This is a genomic window from Bifidobacterium sp. KRGSERBCFTRI, assembly GCF_025908335.1.
Genome location: NZ_CP109653.1, coordinates 2,310,705 through 2,331,114, shown reverse-complemented (window position 1 = coordinate 2,331,114; position 20,410 = coordinate 2,310,705). Strand labels below are relative to the sequence as shown.

General features: G+C 61.9%; 14 protein-coding genes. 9 read left to right on the top strand and 5 right to left on the bottom strand.

Going from position 1 to position 20,410, the window contains the following annotated elements; translation table 11 throughout:
* Positions 1-49: 49 nt before the first annotated feature.
* Positions 50-1,222, bottom strand: a complete 1,173-nt coding sequence (locus OGI63_RS10090; RefSeq protein WP_004217609.1) for a glycosyltransferase family 4 protein — start codon at positions 1,220-1,222, stop codon at positions 50-52.
* Between the two features lie 112 nt (positions 1,223-1,334).
* Between OGI63_RS10090 and OGI63_RS10085 the strand changes: the two genes are divergently transcribed.
* The gene (locus OGI63_RS10085; RefSeq protein WP_004217610.1) at positions 1,335-2,516 is read left to right on the top strand and encodes an MFS transporter; all 1,182 of its coding nucleotides are present in this window, start codon (positions 1,335-1,337) and stop codon (positions 2,514-2,516) included.
* 47 nt (positions 2,517-2,563) lie between these two features.
* Here the strand turns inward: OGI63_RS10085 and OGI63_RS10080 are convergent, their stop codons facing one another.
* Positions 2,564-3,061, bottom strand: a complete 498-nt coding sequence (locus tag OGI63_RS10080; RefSeq protein WP_049754444.1) for a hypothetical protein — start codon at positions 3,059-3,061, stop codon at positions 2,564-2,566.
* 173 nt (positions 3,062-3,234) lie between these two features.
* Between OGI63_RS10080 and OGI63_RS10075 the strand changes: the two genes are divergently transcribed.
* The 3 genes from OGI63_RS10075 (at position 3,235) to OGI63_RS10065 (ending at position 9,644) form a co-directional block, all read left to right on the top strand.
* Complete coding sequence (locus OGI63_RS10075) at positions 3,235-3,864, top strand: hypothetical protein (RefSeq protein ID WP_004217611.1); 630 nt, start codon at positions 3,235-3,237, stop codon at positions 3,862-3,864.
* Between the two features lie 15 nt (positions 3,865-3,879).
* On the top strand, positions 3,880-8,553 hold the full coding sequence (locus tag OGI63_RS10070; RefSeq protein ID WP_012619884.1) for a DEAD/DEAH box helicase: 4,674 nt from the start codon (positions 3,880-3,882) through the stop codon (positions 8,551-8,553).
* A gap of 131 nt (positions 8,554-8,684) precedes the next feature.
* Positions 8,685-9,644 carry a GRP family sugar transporter gene (locus OGI63_RS10065; protein WP_004217613.1) on the top strand — a complete coding sequence of 320 codons (960 nt, stop codon included), beginning with the start codon at positions 8,685-8,687 and terminating at the stop codon, positions 9,642-9,644.
* 82 nt (positions 9,645-9,726) lie between these two features.
* Here the strand turns inward: OGI63_RS10065 and OGI63_RS10060 are convergent, their stop codons facing one another.
* Positions 9,727-12,402, bottom strand: a complete 2,676-nt coding sequence (locus OGI63_RS10060) for a DNA topoisomerase (ATP-hydrolyzing) subunit A (protein ID WP_004217614.1) — start codon at positions 12,400-12,402, stop codon at positions 9,727-9,729.
* 122 nt (positions 12,403-12,524) lie between these two features.
* Here OGI63_RS10060 and OGI63_RS10055 point away from each other — a divergent pair, with 122 nt between their 5' ends.
* Positions 12,525-13,802 (top strand): alkaline phosphatase family protein, encoded by a 1,278-nt coding sequence (locus OGI63_RS10055; protein WP_004217615.1) that lies wholly within the window; start codon positions 12,525-12,527, stop codon positions 13,800-13,802.
* 11 nt (positions 13,803-13,813) lie between these two features.
* Here OGI63_RS10055 and sepH read toward each other — a convergent pair whose 3' ends face one another.
* The gene (gene sepH / locus OGI63_RS10050) at positions 13,814-15,148 is read right to left on the bottom strand and encodes a septation protein SepH (protein WP_012754423.1); all 1,335 of its coding nucleotides are present in this window, start codon (positions 15,146-15,148) and stop codon (positions 13,814-13,816) included.
* A gap of 126 nt (positions 15,149-15,274) precedes the next feature.
* On the opposite strand from sepH, the gene OGI63_RS10045 reads away from it, so the two are divergent.
* From OGI63_RS10045 to OGI63_RS10035, 3 genes are all read left to right on the top strand, one after another.
* Positions 15,275-15,568, top strand: coding sequence for a DUF4193 domain-containing protein (locus tag OGI63_RS10045; protein ID WP_004217617.1), 294 nt, complete (start codon positions 15,275-15,277; stop codon positions 15,566-15,568).
* A complete protein-coding gene (gene dut / locus OGI63_RS10040; RefSeq protein WP_035136525.1) occupies positions 15,565-16,035 on the top strand; it encodes a dUTP diphosphatase in 471 nt (156 codons plus the stop codon). Before OGI63_RS10045 ends, dut begins: the two co-directional genes overlap by 4 nt.
* A gap of 106 nt (positions 16,036-16,141) precedes the next feature.
* On the top strand, positions 16,142-18,475 hold the full coding sequence (locus tag OGI63_RS10035; RefSeq protein WP_264309044.1) for a RelA/SpoT family protein: 2,334 nt from the start codon (positions 16,142-16,144) through the stop codon (positions 18,473-18,475).
* Between the two features lie 94 nt (positions 18,476-18,569).
* Here the strand turns inward: OGI63_RS10035 and OGI63_RS10030 are convergent, their stop codons facing one another.
* The gene (locus tag OGI63_RS10030) at positions 18,570-19,109 is read right to left on the bottom strand and encodes a peptidylprolyl isomerase (protein WP_004269135.1); all 540 of its coding nucleotides are present in this window, start codon (positions 19,107-19,109) and stop codon (positions 18,570-18,572) included.
* Between the two features lie 214 nt (positions 19,110-19,323).
* Between OGI63_RS10030 and OGI63_RS10025 the strand changes: the two genes are divergently transcribed.
* Positions 19,324-20,322, top strand: a complete 999-nt coding sequence (locus OGI63_RS10025; RefSeq protein ID WP_004217622.1) for a MetQ/NlpA family ABC transporter substrate-binding protein — start codon at positions 19,324-19,326, stop codon at positions 20,320-20,322.
* The last annotated feature ends 88 nt before the right edge of the window (positions 20,323-20,410 follow it).

Below are 20,410 nucleotides of genomic sequence, written 5' to 3'. Positions count from 1 at the left end.
GAAGCGCGGGTTCCGGGCCCCTGTGGGCATCGGTCTCGCACGATATGGGTCAGTCGGCGTGGCGAGCCGCCATCGCCTGGCCGTAGACCTGTTCCACCTGATCGGTCACGGTGCGAACGTTATACCGATCGAGTAGCCCCGCTTCGCGGGCATGCAGGTCGGCCGCCCAAGGTTCGTCGGTGAGTGCGCGGGCAATGCGTTCGGCAAGAATGCGGGCACGGTCTGTTCCACTCACCGGGAAGAGCGAGTCCTCGTCATCGAGCATGGTCGACCGGTAGCCGGGATTGTCACCGGCCAGCGTGACACCGGCATTCGAGGCGATGGCCTCGAGCAGCACGATGCCGAAGGATTCGCCTCCGGTTGCGGGGAAGATGGCCACATCGGCGCTCGCCAGCAGCTTCGGCTTCTCCTCTTCCTCCACGAAGCCGAGGAACTCGATCGGCGTGCGCAGATGCGAGGCACGTTCCCGGCATTCGTCGAGCAGCGGGCCCTTGCCGGCGAACCGCACATGGAAGCCCCGCGGGAACAGATCATGCTCCTCGCCGTATTCGACGGCATCCAGAAGCAATTCCGCGCCTTTTCTCGGAACGAATCTACCAAGGAACACCGCGAGGGGTCCCTCGGACGAGTGCGCACTGGCCGTGTCGCCCTGCACAATGGCATGGGTGGGGGAGGCGCCTGCGAACCGATCGACATCGACGGGATTCGGAATGACGACACCGCGAACATGCGCGGTCTGCTCGGCATACTGCGCGGCGATCTGGGAGACTGCGATCACCTCGTCGACGCGGCGGTGGGAGTGCATATTGACCAGCCCGAGCGCACGGCCGCCGATCCGGGAGGCAAGGTCGGCCGATGCGATGTGGTAGGTGGCGACGACGCCAGTGCGCTGGTGCGCATGGTCGAGCACCCTGGCTGCCATGAACGGGCTGTAGGGCGCCTGAACGTGCAGAATGTCGAAATCGTATTCGTCGAGCACCTCGCGGATATGCCGTGTGTTGGCCGGAAGCGGGATGCGCATGCGGTTTCCGTTGAACCGGACCATGACGTTGCGTGACATCGGATGCGTGTTCGGCACGGGGGAGTCATGCGTCTCGCCGACCAGATAATGCACCTCATGCCCCCGTCGCGCCAGCTCCTGGCCCAAGGTCACGATATGCTGCTGCACGCCGTCGAGCACGTCCAGGGTGTCGTCGAACACGAATCCGATTCTCAAGCTCATGGGCACCAGTCTAATCATCGAACAGATTTCGAAGAACCGGATATTTTCTTTACGTAAGAAGATAATTATGGGCTGTCGATGCAGAAACTGGCGCACACTATTTGGAGGTGCAATGACGAATCTGCTGCTCGCCGTAATCTACTTGGCCTTCATCTCGCTGGGGCTGCCAGACGGACTGCTCGGTTCGGCATGGCCCACCATGAGCGGTGACCTGCATGCTCCACTGTCGAGGGCCGGTGGCATCTCGATGACGATCAGTGCCGGAACCATCATCTCCGCACTGCTGAGCGACCGGCTCACGCTGAGATTTGGTGCAGGGCGTGTGACGGCGTTCTCCGTGGCGCTCACTGCGGCCGCCCTCATGGGATTCTCCTTCGCACCGAACTACTGGGTTCTTATCGTGTGCGCCATTCCCTACGGGCTCGGCGCGGGTGGCGTGGATGCGGCGCTCAACAACTACGTGGCCATCCACTACACGAGCCGGCATATGAGCTGGCTGCACTGCATGTGGGGGCTCGGCGCGCTCATCGGACCGTACATGATGAGTTACGCCATGGCAAGCCGGCATGGTTGGCAGTGGGGCTACCGTTCGGTTGGTGTTATCCAGCTCGTGCTCACCGCCGTGCTCATCTTCAGCCTGCCGTTGTGGAAGAGGCGCCCCGCTGCCGCGGACGCAGGCACGCAGGCCACGGACCGAAAGCCAATCGGCCTGCTCGGTGTATTGCGCATCAGTGGCGCCACGCAGATTCTCATCATGTTCTTTTGCTACTGCGCCATCGAACAGACCGCCATGCTATGGGCCAGCTCCTACATGGTCGGCATGGATGGCATGGCCGAAGACGTGGCTGCGACGTTCACGAGCATCTTCCTCATCGGCATCACCGTTGGCCGATTCGCCAACGGCTTCCTCACCATGCGCTTCTCCGATCCCGCCATGATTCGCATCGGCACCATGACGATCGGCCTCGGGGCGCTCCTGTTGCTCGTTCCCGTGCACAACCCCGCCCTCTCCGCCGTGGCGTTCATACTCGTCGGCCTTGGATGCGCTCCGGTCTATCCGTGCATCATCCACTCCACGCCCACATACTTCGGGGCCGATAAATCGCAGGCGATCGTCGGTGTGCAGATGGCGTTCGCGTATGTGGGCACCATGCTCATGCCACCATTGTTCGGCGTGATCGCGCAGGCCACGACGATTGCCGTGCTGCCATGGTGTCTGCTGGTGTTCGTCGCGTTCATGGCGGCGATGCACGAGTGGCTGCGCGCATTGCGACGCGACGACATGGCCGTCTGACATGTTCGTAACAGGCGATGCCGTGCCATATGCGCCGTCGATGCGCCTTACGATGACCGTGTATGCACTGTATAGGCAAATATATGCAGCATGTAATCCGAGCCGACGACGTCTGAATGAGGGGGCGATGGCATGCCGATGGCGTTGGTGGCGTTGGTATACGTTGGCTTCGCTGCCATGGGGTTGCCGGAGGCCCCGCTCGGTGCCTCGTGGCCGGCTATGGGGTCGGGACTGCATGCGTCACTTGCCGCCGTCATCGGGATCCCCGTCGTTATCGCCGCAGGGGCCATGTGGGCTGCGCTGGCCGGTGAGCCTTGGCTGCGTCGCTGGGGCTCGGGGCGCAGTGTGGATGTTGGTGTGGCATGCACCGTGGTGGCATTGCTTGGCTTCTCGTTCACGCCGTCATATTGGCTGCTGCTGTTCTTCGCCGTGCCATATGGCGTGGGCTCCGGCCTGCTTGCGCTCGCGCTCAACGCATACATAGCATTGCGCTTGCCGAGTGCGCATATTATTTGGATGCACGCCACGACGGCCGCAGGTGCCATGGCAGGTCATACGATGCTCGGTTGGATCATTGCGAACGATGCCGACTGGAGGTGGGCATACCGCTGCATAGGCCTTGTGCAACTTGCGCTGGCCATCGTGTTGGTGAGTGCCACGAAGCTGTGGCGCGACGAACTGACCCCCATCCAGCGCGCCACATTCGGCATGCAGGCATATGGCGAGCGTGATTGGCATGTCGACGCGCATACGCATGGCCGTCTGGGTGCGAGCCCTGAGATTGCGCGGCGCGTTCCCGACACTGTTGCTTCTGTTCGCCTACGCTTCGGTGGAGCAGAGCACCATGCTGTGGGCGAGCAGCTACATGGTGCATGCCGGCCACATGAGCATCCATTATGCCGGTATCTACGCGAACCTATTCTTCATTGGATTGACGCTGGGTTCCGTGATCGCAGGATGCTTGGCGCTGCGATTGTCCGACGGCGCGTTGCTCGGCGGCGGCTTGGGCGTACTTGTTGCGGCGCTTGTGGTGATGATTGTGCCCATGGGGTCATGGCGCGCCCTCGTCGCGCCGGTCATGCTCGGGTTTGGGTGTGCCCCGATTAATCCGGCCGTCGTGCATATGACACCACGGCTGTTCGGCGCTGTTCATACGATGACCATGATCGGCTGGGAGACCGCCGTCATCGCCGTGGCCACACTGGTGAGTCCCGTATTGTTCGCCGTGTTCTCTGCCACGGTGGGCATGGCGGCCCTGCCGTGGTACTTGGCGTGTTTCACGTCGCTTGGCATACTGGCCGCCGTCATTCTCATGAGCGTGTCACATTTGCAATCGCGAGCGAGGTAGGAAATAATCGAACATATGTGCGAATGTATGGCAATGTTCAGCGAACCCACACGCGTGTGGTTCTCACGTGTGTTCGGAGAACCCACCGAGGCGCAGCGATTGGCATGGCCGGCGATCGGGCGACGCGAGAATGTGCTGGTCATCGCGCCGACCGGTTCGGGAAAGACCCTCTCCGCGTTCCTGTTCGCCATCGACTCGCTTCTGTCCCGCAGTGCCGCCGACCATGCACGCAAAGGCGTGCGCGTGTTGTATATCTCACCGTTGAAGGCGCTTGGCGTCGACGTGGCGAAGAACCTTGATGTCCCTTTGGCCGGTATTCGCGAACAGATCGATGCCCTTGGCTCGCATGCGCCGCAGGTCACCGTCGCCACCAGAAGTGGAGATACGACCCCGAAGGAGCGACGTGCGATCATGTCGCATCCGCCGGACATTCTGGTCACGACCCCGGAGTCGCTGTATCTCATGCTCACTTCGAAAGCGCGCGGCATCCTGAAAACGGTGGATACCGTGATCGTGGATGAGGTGCATGCGGTCGCCGGCACGAAACGGGGGGCGCATCTGGCGCTGAGCCTTGAGCGTCTCGATGACCTTCTGGAACGGCCGGCACAGCGCATAGGGCTTTCGGCGACGGTGAACCCGCCTGAGCGTGCCGCGAAGTTCCTCGCAGGAGCATTGCCGGTGACGGTCATCGCCACCGGGGGAAAGCCTGCACTCGACATCACTGTGGTCGAACCGGCGAAGACCCTTGGTGACGGGCCCGTGGCCAATGGCAGGCGCAAGGGGGGTGCTGGGGAGGTCGGCAGCACTTCTGCGCCAATGACCGGCGTGACGCCCGCGATGCAACGCTTGGCGGAGCGCAAGGCGAGGGAACGGGATGGCCAAGGCGATCCGCAATCTGCAACCACCGGCGAGACAACCAAGCGATGGGGGGATTCGCTGCCGCCGGGTACGCCGGTGAGCGAAGGCGCGCACAATCCGTCGGGGGTGAAATCCGCGTGGCCGGCGATCCAACGCCATATTCTCGACGAGATACTCTCGCACCGCACCACATTGGTGTTTGTGAATTCGCGCGGCCTATGCGAACGCCTGACCGCGCAGATCAACGATCTGCACGCACAACGGCTCGGCAAACGCAATCCGGTGGAACTGCCGACCAGCGAGACGGACGAGCCAGCCCACTATCATTCCACGTATGGGTCCACCACAATGAAAGTGGGGGCGCACGGCCCTGACGAGCAGATTGCCATGGCGCATCACGGGTCGGTGTCGAAAGACCGCCGCAAGCAAATAGAGGAGAGACTCAAATCCGGACGTCTGCGTTGTGTGGTGGCGACGAGCAGTCTGGAGCTCGGCATTGACATGGGGTCGGTGGATCTGGTGATTCAGGTGACGCCGCCGTTGTCGGTCTCCTCTGGCCTGCAGCGCGTGGGCCGAGCCGACCATAGGGTGGGGGGAGTCTCGCACGCCGTCATGTACCCGGTGACACGCGAACAGATCATCGGCATAGGTGCCAGTGTGGAAGGCATGCTCAACGGGGCGATTGAACCATTGCATATGCCAATGAATCCTTTGGACGTGCTCGCGCAGCAGACCGTGGCGGCCGCCAGTCTGGAGCCCATCGCCGCCGATGATTGGTATGCGACGGTGAGACGCGCCGCCCCCTTCGCCTCGTTGGACCGGGCGATGTTCGACGCCGTGGTGGGCATGCTCACCGGCGCCTATAATTCCGAGGACTTCTCGGCATTTCGACCACCGCTCATGTTCGACGAGGATTCGGCCATGATCTCGGCGCGTCCGGGTGCACAGCGCCTCGCGGTGACCAGCGGCGGCACGATTCCCGACCGCGGTCTCTACACTGTAGTGCTGCCCGAGGCCGAGGCGGGAACAGGTCCGAGACGGGTTGGTGAGCTCGACGAGGAGATGGTGTATGAGACACGGGTGGGTGACATCATCACACTCGGCACCACGAATTGGCAGGTGCAGGAAATCACGAACTCCCGCGTGGTCGTGGTGCCGGCGCCCGGACGAAGGGCACGCCTGCCGTTCTGGCATGGGGAGGGCAACGGGCGCGATTATTCCTTCGGCATGTCGCTTGGGGAATGGGTGCATGACATCGCCGCGGGATTGCAACCGGCGCACGGCAATGTCGGGAACGCGCCGGAATCCCGATTCAGCGACGTGGTTCTCAAACGCCTGCGAGCCGATGGTCTGGACGCCAACGCTATGGAGAATCTGGCGGCCTTCCTCTCCGAGCAGCGGGCGAGCACCGGTGTGATCCCGAGCGGTCGTGCGGTTGTGGTCGAACGCTGCCGCGAGGAGGAGGGCGATTGGCTCGTGATCATTCATACGCCGTTCGGGCGTCGTGTGCATGAGCCATGGGCGCTCGCAATCAACATGAGGTTGACGCAGCGTTATGGTTTCGACGGGCAGATCTTCGCCGCCGACGATGGCATCGTGCTGCGTCTGCCCGATGGGGAAGGAGGCATCGACGTCGGCGCGCTCATCGACTTCGACCCCGATGACATTCAGCGCATCGTGGAGAACCAGGTCTCCGGCAGTGTGCTGTTCGCCGCCCGATTCCGTGAGGTCGCGGCGCGTGCGCTGTTCATGCCGAGGAACGACCCGGGCAAACGAGTGCCTCTATGGCAGCAGAGGCTGAGGGCCACCCAGCTGCTGGCCGCGGCGCGCACGAGGAAGAACTTCCCGCTGCTGCTCGAGACCGCCCGCGAATGTCTGCAGGACGTCTACGACGTTCCTGCCCTCCGCGAAGTGCTCACCCGCATACGTGGGGGAGCCATCGACGTGCATGCATGCGAGACGCAAGTGCCATCGCCTATGGCCGAGCATCTTCTGTTCGGTTTCGTGGGGTCGGTGATGTACCAGTACGATGTGCCGCAGGCCGAACGCAATGCGCAACTGCTCTCGATGGATCCGCTGGTGCTGGAACGGTTGTTGGGGACGGACAACCTGGCCCAGGTGCTCGATACACAGGTGATCGATTCAGTGGCCGGCCAGCTGGCTTCGAAGACCTTCTGGAACGAACTCGACAAGCACGATCTGCGGGGACGCGTGAATCGCTACGCCAAGACGCATGGACCGTTCACTGCCGATCGCCTGCTCTCCGAACTTGAGATCGACGCGCAGACGGCCGTCGAACTGCTTGGTGAACTGCGCGATGCCGGCGAGCTCATCAACGGTCGTTTCGACGAACGACTCGCTCCGGGGGTGACGCAATGGGTGCATGCCGACGTGCTCAAACGCATTCGCTCGCAGTCGTTGGCCAAGGCCCGGGCGGCAATCAAACCTGTGGAACCCGAGCGGTACGAGGCGTTTCTCGTTCATCGGCAGGGTGTCGGCTCGGTGGGCGGCGAACGGTTGCAAGGTCTGGATGGACTCTTGCGTGCCATTGAACAGCTGGAGGGTGTCGCATTGCCGATGCCCGTGTGGGAGCGCCACGTGTTCCCGGCCCGTGTGCGAGATTACACGCCGACATTGCTCGACGAGCTGGTTGGCTCCGGCGATGTGGTATGGGTGGGTGATCCCACGGGCAGCGGCGAAGGGGGTGACGAGGCGGGACGCGTCATGTTCTTCCCGGCGGACTCCCCACAGTTGCAGGTGCATGCTGAGGCATTGGAATCCTCCCTAGGTCGAGCGGCTGCGCCGGAATCCGACATGCCGCTGACGGTGCGCGATGCGATACTGCTTGCCCTGCACGACGGTGGCGCTTACACGGCGCACTCATTGGAGGAGCGTGCGCAATCCCTGTGGCAGGCGAATCCGGAGCCGGAGGTGAATGAGACGACCGGCGAGGTGATGGCCACATCATGGTCCCATTCGCGATTCGAGCAGACCCTATGGTCATTGGTCTGGCATGGATTCATTACCAACACCTCCCTGCAACCAGTCCGGTCGGTGTCAACGCATACGGGTGGAAGTAAGGCCACGGTGCGGTCGCATCGTCTCCGCTTGCGTGCCCGAATACCCACACGCGGTATGTTCGGCGGCGGTCTGTGGTCACTGGTGCGCACCCAAGGCGATGCGAGCCATGAGGAGGCGATGATCGACCTGATAGGTATTCTGCTCGACCGCTACGGCATCATTGCGCCCAATACGGTGTCAGATGCCGGTGTCGCCGGCGGATTCAGTGCCATTTATCCGGTGCTCAAACGCATGGAGGAGAAAGGCACGCTATTGCGAGGTGTATTCGTCAAGGGGTTCGGTGCCGCTCAATTCGCCGAGCGGGAGACGGTGGACCTGCTGCGTCACCATATCGATTCCGAGCCTGTCATGACCGTCACCATGGATGTATGCGATCCGGCGAATCTCTATGGTTCGTCATTGGAATGGCCGGCGCCGGCCATACTTGAATCCAATGCCCGCACGGACTCCAAACGGCGCGCTGCCGTGAAACCAATACGACGCCCGGGCTCATTGGTGGTGCTGCGTCAGGGGCGCGCGGTGCTGTATGCGGCACTGTGGTCGGGTCGTATCGTGGCGTTCGAGCCTTCGCCGAGCGTGCTTAAAACGGCGGCGACGGCTTTGGAACAGACATGTTCGCGATTGCATGGGGCCAGCATCACTTTCCGTGATTGCAACGGCGTGCCATTGCAGGGCGGCAACGCGATGTCCGACGCCCTTCGGCATGCCGGATTCACCCCGTCGCCGCAGGGGCTCCGACTGTATCGATGAGGCGGGTATGGCGGGCAGCCTCCTCGCTATGAGCGGAAGAGCGGTCCGAACGTAGCGGTGGAGGTCCTAGAATGCTTGTGTTTTGCGTTCTGCGTACAACGATTTGGCATTGTACAGGGAAAGGACTTCACATGGGCATGCTCATTGCGTTGTTGCCGGCATTGTTCCTCGGCTCGAACAGTGTGATGACGGCGAAGATCGACGGCAAGCCAAGTCAGGGGACGCTGGGCACCACCTTCGGCGCATTCCTCTTCGCGGTGCTGATGGCCGTGTGCTACACGATTCCCCATGCAGGGGCATCGTTCGCGTTCAATCCCCGCATCTGGGTGGTGGGCCTATGCTCCGGCATATTCTGGACGATAGGATCCATCGGCCAGTTCTCGGCCTTGAAACCGCTCGGCGTCTCTTTGGCGATGCCGATCTCCACGGCCGGTCAGGTGGTGGGCAATGCGCTCATGGCCGCCATCGTTTTGGGGGAGTGGCGCTCATTGCGAGTCTGGGTGATCGGGATCATCGCCATCATTCTCGTCACCTCCGGCGCCATACTGTGTTCGGCCAGAGATTCCGTCACCGATGCCGTGCATATCAGTGCGAAGAACATGAAATTCGGCATGATCGCCCTGCTCATCTCCACCATCGGGTTCATGATGTACTTCGTGTTCCCGAACCTTCTGCACAAGACCGGGTATATCGACAACGCTATCTACAATGCGCCGGACGGTAACGGCCTGTATTATATGACCGCAATGATCCTGCCGCAGTCGGTTGGGCAGGTGCTCGCTGCAGTCGCCATCATTGTGCTTGGCGAGCACAACCAGTCGCTCATCTTCACCCGCAAGACCGCGCTGAACATCTTCACTGGCCTCTCCTGGGCCATAGGCAACTGCCTCATCTTCATCTCGGCAGCCAACCCGAATGTCGGTCAGGCCATCGCCACGACCTTCTCCCAACTGGGAGTGCTCGTCTCCACCTTCGGTGGCATCGTGATCCTCAAGGAACACAAGACAAGACATCAGATGATCTGCATACTCTTCGGCACATTGCTCATCGTGGCAGGTGCGGTGCTTATGGCGATGTACACCACCACATGATAGGTATGAAGTCGGTATACGACAGGCCTCGGTCAGAGCTACTCTGACCGAGGCCTGTCGTATACCGACTCTGCGATCTCACTTAGGCCGCGTAGGCGATCGGTGCAGGCAGCTCGGTTCCCGAACCATCACGACGCATATCCGGCGCCGGCAGCTCGACGGGATGGCCCCCCGACGTTGCGGCCAGCAGCGGGTAGGAACCCACGCACGCCCTGATCAACGTGTTCTGCCCCTTGAGGAAGCGCTGCGAGCGCACACCACCGGTCGCTCTTCCCTTGGTGGGGTAGAGCTCCAATGGCGTGACCTTCGCCGCACCGTTCTCGGTGCCCGGCAGCGCATCCACATCGCCGGCGACAGTGAGCACCACGGCTCCACTGGCGGGAGAGAGCAGATTGCCTGCGTCATCGTGCTCGGCATCATGCCATTCGACATCGGCGTGCGCAACCACGGCGCAGGAGAGCACCGTACATCCATCGGCGAGATGTATGCCGGCCATGCCTGCCGCAGTGCGGCCCTGGGGACGTACATTCCTGGCCTCATACGTGAGCAGCGAGGAATCGGAGGAAACGAACACGAAGCGGTCGTCGTCATGCGCATCGGCCGCCACAAGCAGCTCGTCCCCGTCCTTCAAATCGATGATGCTCCAGGAATCCATCGTGGTGGGGGATTCACGGTTCCAGCGCTTCACAATGCCGTTGCGTGTGCCTAACCCGACCGGCGGCAGCTGTGCCGCCGTATCGTCCTGCCCGACGGTGTCGCGTAGCGCGAGCGTGGCGATCACCCGTTCGCCGGGCACCGGATCGGTGCTTTCGGTGGAGGTGAGCAGCTCGGTGGCTTCAATGCCTCCTGTGAGGCTCAGGTGGCCGGTGACCTCCAGATTCGGCAGCTCCACCACATGGGCGAGCACCATGCGGCCCGCGGAGGTGACCAACGCATAGTCGGCACGGGTGCGTGCCGGCATCAGCGAGACGATCACATCGTCGGGTTCACGCTTTTCGGTGTGAGCGCCTCGTTTGGCCCAAATGGTCAGGGCATCGATGCTCATGCGGGCTATGAGCCCTGAGGCGCTCAATGCGATCACGCATGGTTCGTCTTCTATCCGCAGCGCCTCGGCGGTTTCGCCGGCCTTACGGGCTGCCGCCACCGCATCGGCGGCGTCGAGTACGTTCTCCGCATGGCGTGCGGCATCGAGTGCGGCGTCGGAAGGCATGTCATCGCCGTGGGCCACGACTGGCACGAGCCGGCCGTCGTCGCCCTCATCGAGCAGCACCGTCCGTCGTGGCGTGCCGTAGGTTGCCACCGCCTTGTCCATCTCGTCGATCACCACGCCATCCAGTAATGCGGCCGAGCCGAGGATGCGCTCCAATTCGGTGATCGACGACTGAAGTTCGTCGCGTTCGGATTCGAGTTCGATGCGGCTCATCTTGGTGAGTCTGCGCAGGCGCAGGTCGAGAATGTATTGCGCCTGAATATCGTCAAGGCTGAATCGGCTCATGAGTCCGTTCTTGGCCGCCTCCGCATCGTCGCTTGAGCGGATCACGCGGATCACCTCGTCGATGTCCACCAAGGCGAGCAATAGACCCTCGACCAGATGCAGCCGGTCCAACGCCTTCTGACGGCGGAACTCACTGCGGCGCCGGATGACACCACGCCGGTGTTCGATCCATACATCGAGCAGGGAACGCAGTCCGAGTGTGTGGGGGCGCCCATTCACCAAGGCGACATTGTTGATGGCGAAGTTCTCTTGCAACGGGGTGTGTTTGAAGAGCTGTGCCAACACGGCTGCCGGGTCGAATCCCGTCTTGAGCTCGATCACGATGCGGGTGCCATTGTGACGGTCCGTCAGGTCGATGGCACCGGAGATGCCGTCGAGCTTATGGTTCTTCACACCCTCGGAGATGCGTTCGAGCACACGCTCGGGACCCACCATGTATGGCAGCTGCGTCACTACGATGGCCTTCTTGCGTGCGGTGAGATTCTCCACATGTGTGGCGGAACGGGTGGTGACCACGCCTCGGCCAGTCTCATAGGCATCTCGGATGCCTTGTCGCCCTATGATGATCCCTCCGCCCGGCCAATCAGGTCCGGGCACGTATTGCATGAGGTCGTCGAGTGTGGCATCGGGATGCTTCATCACGTATTTGGCTGCGGCGACAACTTCGCCGAGGTTATGCGTGGCCATATTCGTGGCCATGCCGACGGCAATGCCCGAGGCGCCGTTGACGAGCAGGTTAGGAATCGCCGACGGCAGCACGGTCGGTTCCTTGAGCTTGTTGTCGTAATTCGGCACGAAATCGACCGTGTCCTCGTCGATGTCGGCGTTCATGCCGAGCGCGGCGGGTGCAAGGCGTGCCTCGGTGTATCGCGATGCCGCAGGACCGTCGTCCAACGAACCGAAATTACCGTGGCCGTCGACCAACGGCAGCCGCATCGCGAATGGCTGCGCGAGACGCACCATGGCTTCGTAGATCGCCGAATCTCCATGGGGGTGCAATTTGCCCATCACCTCGCCCACCACGCGGGCGGACTTCATGTACGGGCGCGTGGGCAGCAGGTTCATCTGACCCATCTGGTACACGATGCGGCGTTGCACCGGCTTCATGCCGTCGCGTGCATCCGGCAACGCGCGCGCGTAGATCACCGAGTAGGCATATTCCAGGAACGATTTGCTCATCTCCTCGGCGAGCGGGGTCTCCACGATGTGCTCCTCGACCTGCCGGGGGTCGTACCCGGCCGCTGCCTGCCTGCGACGCGTCATATTTGCTCTCCCTTATCCAATGAACCGTCCCATTCTACCCCGTCCGCGCCGAAAGACCCATGTGGTGAAATGAGTTCCGCCACGCGTGCCCACGAGTCCATCAACCGCGCTTGAATAGCAGTATGAGCGTAGATATTCCAGATTCCGGCACACTCCTCGGCTTTGTTCCCACAGCACAGTACGGCGATGAGATTGACGCCGACCGGCCGAGCGATGTGCCGGCTGGTCTCGGGAATGCACAGCAGGGAGCCCGTGGAGGCGCGCTGCACATCTCCGCGGTGCTGCCGGCACTCAGTGCGGCCATCGGCACACCGGTGCGCACCGATGTGCACGTCGACGCCGAGGGCTTGCGCCAACGGCTCGGCATGCCGCGCGCCAAATCAGCAATTGTGGTGCTCGTGGATGGACTGGGGTACTGGAATCTCAACATGAAGCTCGGTTACGCGCCCTATATGCGCTCACTCATGAACGAACCGCTCAACCAACGTCCGATCAGCACATGCTCGCCAAGCACCACCACGGCGGCCATGGCCACCTTCGGCACCGGCACCTGCCCAGGATTGACAGGCATGGCCGGCTACACGCAGCTCAATCCCCGCACCGGCGCGTTGAGTCAACTCATCCAGTTCCGTGGTGCCATACATCCCGAAGAACTGCAGACGGAACCCACTGTGTTCTCGCTCATCAGCGATGCCGGCAACCGCGCCACCAGCGTGGGGCTGACCAGATTCATGGCGTCCCCGCTGACCCGTGCGGCGTTGTGCGGCTCCGATTACATTGGCCATGACGATGCGAACAAACGCGTGCGCATCGCCGCCGACACCGCCAAGGAACCCGGGCTCACCTACCTGTACATGCGCGAGATAGACAAGGCTGGCCACGCATACGGTTGGCACAGCGACGAATGGCAGGTGGCCCTCGAGCGGGTCGACATGCGATTGGGGCAGTTGCACAGGCAAGTCCCGAAGGGCACGCTCATTGTGGTCATCGCCGACCATGGCATGGCGACCGCGGACCAAGGCGACGAGGCGCGTATAGACATGGCCTTGGATCCGGTGCTCCAGCAGGGCGTGAGACTGGTGGGAGGCGAACCCCGCGCCACGATGCTGTATGCCCAGGATGGCGTGGATGCCGAGAGCATAGCCGAACGTTGGCGTGCGCGACTGGGGGACCGTGCGTGGATCCGCACGAAACAGCAGGTGATTGATTGCGGTTTGCTCGGACCAATGCGGCCCGACGTTCCTGAGATGCTCGGCGATGTGTTCGTCTATGCCGCCAGAGAGAACACGATCGTGGACACGCGCTCGCAAACCGAAGGAGCCACCCGCATGCCCGGCGTGCATGGATCGCAGACGATGATGGAGATGGATGTGCCCTGCCTCATCGATCTCGTCGACTGAATCCGACATATTCAGTCGTGTTTATGCGGATCCTTGCCGAACATGATCTCGTCCCAGCTTGGCATCGATGCCCGGTTCGATCGGTGCGGCGAATGCTGCTCCGAGGTGTTCCTGTGGGCCTGTGGCTGTTGCTGGGTGGGGGTGTCGTCGTCGCCATGCTGCTCCGGCTGGCTTTGCACGGCATCCGGCTTGATGGCAGGACGCTGGGCCCCGGTGTTCTTCGGAGTGAATTGCGCTGGAGCCTTCTGCTTGGGGTACAGTGCGCTGATCGGCACACGTTTGCGCAGCTGTGACGGTTCGTCGGGTCTGTGTTCTTGGGATGGAGCGGGCTCAGGTGCATCGTCGGAATGTGGGGAGTCAGACTGGCTGGAGGTGTCGGTGCCCTTCTGCACCGGCTCTTCGACCGCGGATGGTGCAGATTCAGACTGCGAGGCTTCCTCGGCAGGTGTCGTGCCGGCGTCTTCCGGCATGGCGTCCATGGTGGCATGGGCGTATGCGTCCGCGGCCCGTGCGGTATCGGTTGCGGTGCGGGCCTCGGTCTCATTGGTCGTCAGCGTCTCCTGTTCGTTGGAAGGTTCCTCGTTTCCCGACCCATTCCATGCTCGCATGGTCTGTTCGATGCGCGCCGAACGCGCCGAATCACCTGGCAGGTCGACGGATGAGGGGAGGGCCTCGTCGAGGGCGGTCTGAGTTCCCGCATCGTCGAACGAGGCGCCTGTGACAGATCCCATCTCGCCGATCAGCTTGCTCGCGGCGTTGTTGATGCACACCACGGTGTTGTCGTGCATGTTCCACGACCATTCGGCGTGGATCCGATGCCCCGCCGAGATGAAGGTGGCGCTGATGCGCCACGGTTCCAGACCCCGCCGCGTCGCCTTCCATTGCACCGATTCGGGGCGCACCCGTGCGGCCGCCAAGGTGCGGTCAATGAGCTCGGAGAGCGTGCGCACCTTGCTTTCCTTGGGTGCGCGCACACGCAGGAACTGTTCGATGGCGTACTTCTTCTCCGCTTCGATCGAGGTGGCGAATCTGCGCACAATCACCTCGCTCAGCTCATACTGCCGAGCGATGTGCTCCGGGTCGGCGCCGGCGCGGATCAGCGATTGGATCTGCGAAATGGGCAGCGTGCGCTGCTGGTGCACCGCGGTGGTGATCCGTTTCTCTGAACGGATTTGCTTGGCCTCCAACATGGCCCGTTCGAATGTATCGTCGACACGCACCAGGAACGGCATGCCGTCGGCCGTGAACACCAGGTCACCGTCCGGTGTCACATGGTCGAATTGTGCTGCGGGGAAGGAGCCAGTACCCATTTTCACGCCTTCGTCGTCATCGAAAAATGTGAACATTTACATTGTGCCCCTCGTGTCGGATTTTACGGTGTTGCCAAATCGTGTATCCTATGCGGGGAATACTTGCGTAGTATTACACGTTAATACGGGTACGTAAAAACACGTAACGAAAGGAATCCTCTCATGGCACAGGACTATGATTCCCCGCGTAGCAAGGACGAGGACGAGGAGTCGCTCCAGGCGCTCGGCAAGAGCTCGCAGAATGCCTCGAACGACATGGATGACGACGAGAACGCCATCGCCGAGGATTACGAGCTGCCGGGTGCGGATCTGAGCAATGAGGACGCTTCGGTCACCGTGATCCCCATGCAGGGTGATGAGTTCATCTGCTCGGAATGTTTCCTGGTGAAGCATCGCAGCCAGTTGGCGTACACCACGCCTGATGGCCAGCCGGTATGCAAGGAATGCGCCGCCTGATGTTCGACGAGGCATATGTGGAGCCGGAACGCACCGAGGTATTGGTCGCACCGGTCAATCCGGCACAGCCGGTGGAGTTGCATTACATGCATGCGGGGGACGCCGGTGCGGATCTCGTGACGACTGCACATGTGGAATTGGGACCCTTCCAGCGTGCACTGGTCCCAACCGGTGTACGCATCGCCTTGCCCGCCGGCTATGTCGGCCTGGTGCACCCGCGATCGGGATTGGCCGTGAAGCAGGGGGTGACGGTGCTCAATGCGCCGGGGACCATAGATGCCGGATATCGCGGTGAGATCAAGGTGCCGTTGATCAATCTCGATCCGGAACACACCGCGGTGTTCGAACCGGGCGACCGTATTGCGCAGCTGGTGATTCAGCGCTATGTGCAGGCCGAATTCATCGAGGCGTCCGTATTGCCGGGTTCCGACCGAGCGGAGCGTGGGTTCGGCTCGAGCGGAGTGTGACGCGCGCATCCATGCCTGTTCACGCATGGATGTGCGATGTGCATTTCGGAGGCAAAACGACTAATCTCAAATCCATATCGGAGGAGAGCAAGGAGGGTTGAGAGCGATGAGCGAGCATGAAGAGGATCTGCGCCCCGCCAACATGCTGGGCTGTGAGATCAGCCCGAATCCACTTGACCCACTGGCACCGATCGAGGCGATGTGCCGACAGCACCATCCCGATGAGGACATGGAGATTCTGTCACGCGCTTACACCCGCGCGGTGATCCAGCATGCCGAGCAACGCCGTCGTTCCGGCGAGCCGTACATCATTCACCCGTTGGCAGTGGCGCAGATTCTGGCCGACCTCGGCATGGGTCCTAGTGTCGTCGCCGCGGGATTGCTCCACGATACCGTGGAAGACACCGACTATACCCTCGATGAGTGCCGCGCCGAGTTCGGCGACACAGTGGCCGGTCTGGTCGACGGCGTGACCAAGCTGACGAAGATGGATTATGGCGATTCGGCGCAGGCCGAGACGATCCGCAAGATGGTCGTCGCGATGAGCCGCGATGTACGGGTGCTCGTCGTCAAGCTCGCCGACCGTGTGCACAATGCCCGCACCTGGCGCTACGTCAAGCCCTCCAGCGCGCAGAAGAAGGCCCGCGAAACACTTGACGTCTATGCACCGCTCGCCAATCGCCTCGGTATGAACGCCATCAAGACTGAGCTCGAGGAACTGAGCTTCAAGGTGCTCTATCCGAAGATCTACAACGAGATCGTCGTGCTCGTCGAACGCCGTGCCGGTCAGCGCGACGTGTACCTGAAGCAGATCATCGAGGAGATCCACGAGGATCTCGACGACGCGCACATCGACGCCTATGTGACCGGCCGCCCGAAGGACTACTTCTCGATCTACCAGAAGATGATTGTGCGCGGCCATGATTTCTCCGACATCTACGATTTGGTGGGCGTGCGCATCATCGTCGATTCGATTCGCGACTGCTATGCCGTGCTCGGCGCCGTGCATGCACGCTGGAGCCCGGTTCCCGGCCGGTTCAAGGACTACATCGCGATGCCGAAGCTCAACATGTACCAGAGCCTGCACACGACGGTGATGGGACCCGGCGGCAAGCCGGTGGAGATTCAGATTCGCACGTGGGACATGCACCGGCGCGCCGAATTCGGCATCGCCGCCCATTGGAAATACAAGGCGAACGGTCAGGCGGGCCGTGCGTTGAGCGCCCCCGATAAGTCCGATCTCAAGCGCGGGGACAGGAACCTCGAGGAGAAGGACAATCTGCAATGGATCCAGCAGCTCGCCGACTGGACGAGCGAGACCCCGGATTCCAGCGAGTTCCTCGGCTCCCTCAAAGACGACCTCGGTTCCGCCGAGGTGTACGTATTCACCCCCAAGGGCAAGATCGTCTCGCTGCCTGCCGATGCCACACCGGTCGACTTCGCATACAACGTGCACACCGAGGTCGGTCACCGCACGATGGGCGCGCGTGTGAACGGGCGCTTGGTCCCCCTCGACACCAAGCTGGAGAATGGCGACACCGTCGAGGTGCTCACGTCGAAATCCGACACCGCCGGCCCGTCCCGCGATTGGTTGAGCTTCGTCAAAAGCCCGAAGGCGCGCAACAAGATTCGCCAATGGTTCAGTAAGGAACGTCGCTCCGAGTCGATCGAGGAGGGGCGCGACGAACTCACACGTGCGATGCGCAAGCGCAACCTACCGGTTTCCGCATTGCTCACGCCGGAGGTGCTTGTGGGAGTGGCCGACGATCTCAACCTGCTGAATGCCGACGCCGTGCTCGCGGCGATAGGCGAGGGGCAGGTGTCCACGCAGAATGTGATCACCCATCTGGTCAAGGACGCGGGAACGAACGAAGTAGCCGAGGAGGCCGAGCAGGAACTCTTGCCGCTGCGGCCCACGCAGGCTTCGAAATCGAAGGGCAACACCCCGGGAATCGCCGTCAAGGGCGTCACCGACGTGTGGGTCAAGCTCGCCCATTGCTGCATGCCGGTGCCGGGCGACAACATCATCGGCTTCATCACCCGCAACGAGGGTGTCTCAGTACATCGCGTAGATTGCCTGAACATGATCAACCTGAGGAAACGCGAGCCGGAACGTGTCGTTGACGTCTCCTGGACGAGCAACAAGGGTCTGTTCATGGTGAAGATTCAGGTGGAGGCGCTCGATCGGCCTCATCTGCTGAGCGATGTGACCCGCGTGCTTTCCGACCATGGCGTCAACATTCTCTCCGGCACAATCGCCACTGGTTCCGATCGTGTGGCAACGAGCCAGTTCAGCTTCGAGATGGCCGACCCGGGGCACCTGAACACGCTGCTGTCGGCGGTGCGCAAGATCGACGGCGTCTTCGACGTGTACCGCATCACCGGTGCAAAGGACTCCAGCGAGCCGCGCATGCGCCGGATGCGCGGACCATTACCGTGACTAGTCCCACGGCATGCACCATATGAGATGAAACGACAATGGGGGCGGCCTTCCACGTGGAAGGCCGCCCCCATTGGGATGCAGGTGGGTCGAATCAGTCGACGATCTCGATGCCCTCGATCATGACCGGCTCGAGCGGGCGATCCTGCGCATCCGTGGCCACACCGTCAATGGTGGCGACCACAGCGCGGGAGGCCTCATCGGCGACCTCGCCGAAGATCGTATGGTGGCCGTTGAGCCACGGGGTCGGCACGGTGGTAATGAAGAACTGCGAGCCATTGGTGCCGTGGATCTTGCCGTCGGCGCCGCGGCGCAGGCCGGCGTTGGCCATGGCCAGCAGATACGGCTTGTCGAACTTGAGCGACGGGTCGATCTCGTCGTCGAAGTCATAGCCCGGGCCGCCGGTGCCGGTGCCCAGCGGGCAACCGCCCTGGATCATGAAATCCTTGATGATGCGGTGGAAGGTGAGGCCATCGTAGAAGGCCTCATGGCTTGGCTTGCCGGTGAACGGATCGGTCCACTCCTTCTTGCCGCTGGCCAGGCCGAGGAAGTTCTCCACGGTCTTCGGTGTCTGCTCGTCGAACAGATTGATCTTGATATCACCTTCGGAGGTGTGCATGATAATAGTGCTCATAGCCTCTCACCGTAGCACAGGGCGACTAACGGGTGTCAGGTTTTCCGTGAGCGCTTAGGCCGGTTCGGTTTGCGCGCACTATAAGCAGATTCGATAACAACGCGCGTGCGTTCATGACACCCATGCCGTATGGTTGAACACGGTGTTCGGGAGAGGGAATCTTCCGGCAGATCACACAGAGAACAGCAACAGAGGAACAACAGAGGACAAGGCAATGACTTCGAACAACACGCAGCCAACCGCTCCGAACACACCGGAGGAACCGGTACGCGTCAACCACACCACACGCAACATCGTCATCGCCGTGGTGGTCGTGGTGGCGATTGTGCTCGCCATCGTCTTCGGCATGCGCGCGGTGAACAAGAACGACGATTCACCGAAGGGCTCCAAGAACAACCCGGTGGTGATCGGCGTGGTCGGCGCCACCGATCCGCAGTGGATGGAGTTCACCAAGCAGGCCGAGCAGCAGGGCGTGTACGTGCAGATCAAGGACTTCCAGGACTACACGAGCGAGAATCCGGCACTGGCGCAGGGCGACCTCGACATGAACGAGTTCCAGCATCTGCTCTATTTGGCCAACTACAACGTGCAGAACAAGCAAAACCTGCAGCCGCTCGGAGGCGTCGCCATCTACCCGCTCGGCGTCTACTCCGCGTTCGACAAGGACGGCAAGCCGAGGTACACCGACATCAAGGACCTGCCGGCTGGCTCCACCGTCGCCATTCCGAACGACGAGACGAACCAGGCTCGTGCAATCGGCGTGCTCAAGGCCGCCGGCGTCGTCACGCTGAAAGGCGACTGGACGGCGTTCACGATCCCGCAGGACATCGATGAGGCGAAGTCGAAGGTCAAGGTCGTGCCGATGAAGGCCGAGCAGATTGCCAACACGCTCAAGGCAGGCGGCGACGATCTGTCCGCGGGCGTCATCAACAACGACTATGTGGCGGACGCGGGGCTCAAGCCCACCGATGCGATCTACCAGGACAACGCCGAATCCGAGGAGGCGCGCCCATACATCAACATCTTCGCCGTGCGCGCCGACGATGTGAACAACGAGGTGTACAAGAAGTGCGTGGAGATCTACCAGACGAAGCCGGTCCTCGACGCCCTGCAGGAGGAGTCCGGCGGCACCGCGGTGTTTGCCGACAAGTTCTCGCAGCAGGAGCTGGCGAGCTATCTGAAGCAGATCGAGACGGATATCAAGAACAAGTGAGCCGTTCATAGCATGGCTGCAGATCGCTGAACACAATGAGCAGGTTGGGGAGAGCTATTCCCCAACCTGCTCCCATATACACGACGTT

Bases quoted from the DNA above. Each gene is read 5' to 3' on its own strand.
- OGI63_RS10090 (WP_004217609.1), bottom strand. From the start codon at position 1,222: ATGAGCTTGAGAATCGGATTCGTGTTCGACGACACCCTGGACGTGCTC.
- OGI63_RS10085 (WP_004217610.1), top strand. From the start codon at position 1,335: ATGACGAATCTGCTGCTCGCCGTAATCTACTTGGCCTTCATCTCGCTG.
- OGI63_RS10080 (WP_049754444.1), bottom strand. From the start codon at position 3,061: ATGGCACCTGCGGCCGTCGTGGCGTGCATCCAAATAATATGCGCACTC.
- OGI63_RS10075 (WP_004217611.1), top strand. From the start codon at position 3,235: ATGGCGAGCGTGATTGGCATGTCGACGCGCATACGCATGGCCGTCTGG.
- OGI63_RS10070 (WP_012619884.1), top strand. From the start codon at position 3,880: ATGTGCGAATGTATGGCAATGTTCAGCGAACCCACACGCGTGTGGTTC.
- OGI63_RS10065 (WP_004217613.1), top strand. From the start codon at position 8,685: ATGGGCATGCTCATTGCGTTGTTGCCGGCATTGTTCCTCGGCTCGAAC.
- OGI63_RS10060 (WP_004217614.1), bottom strand. From the start codon at position 12,402: ATGACGCGTCGCAGGCAGGCAGCGGCCGGGTACGACCCCCGGCAGGTC.
- OGI63_RS10055 (WP_004217615.1), top strand. From the start codon at position 12,525: ATGAGCGTAGATATTCCAGATTCCGGCACACTCCTCGGCTTTGTTCCC.
- sepH (WP_012754423.1), bottom strand. From the start codon at position 15,148: ATGTTCACATTTTTCGATGACGACGAAGGCGTGAAAATGGGTACTGGC.
- OGI63_RS10045 (WP_004217617.1), top strand. From the start codon at position 15,275: ATGGCACAGGACTATGATTCCCCGCGTAGCAAGGACGAGGACGAGGAG.
- OGI63_RS10035 (WP_264309044.1), top strand. From the start codon at position 16,142: ATGAGCGAGCATGAAGAGGATCTGCGCCCCGCCAACATGCTGGGCTGT.
- OGI63_RS10030 (WP_004269135.1), bottom strand. From the start codon at position 19,109: ATGAGCACTATTATCATGCACACCTCCGAAGGTGATATCAAGATCAAT.
- OGI63_RS10025 (WP_004217622.1), top strand. From the start codon at position 19,324: ATGACTTCGAACAACACGCAGCCAACCGCTCCGAACACACCGGAGGAA.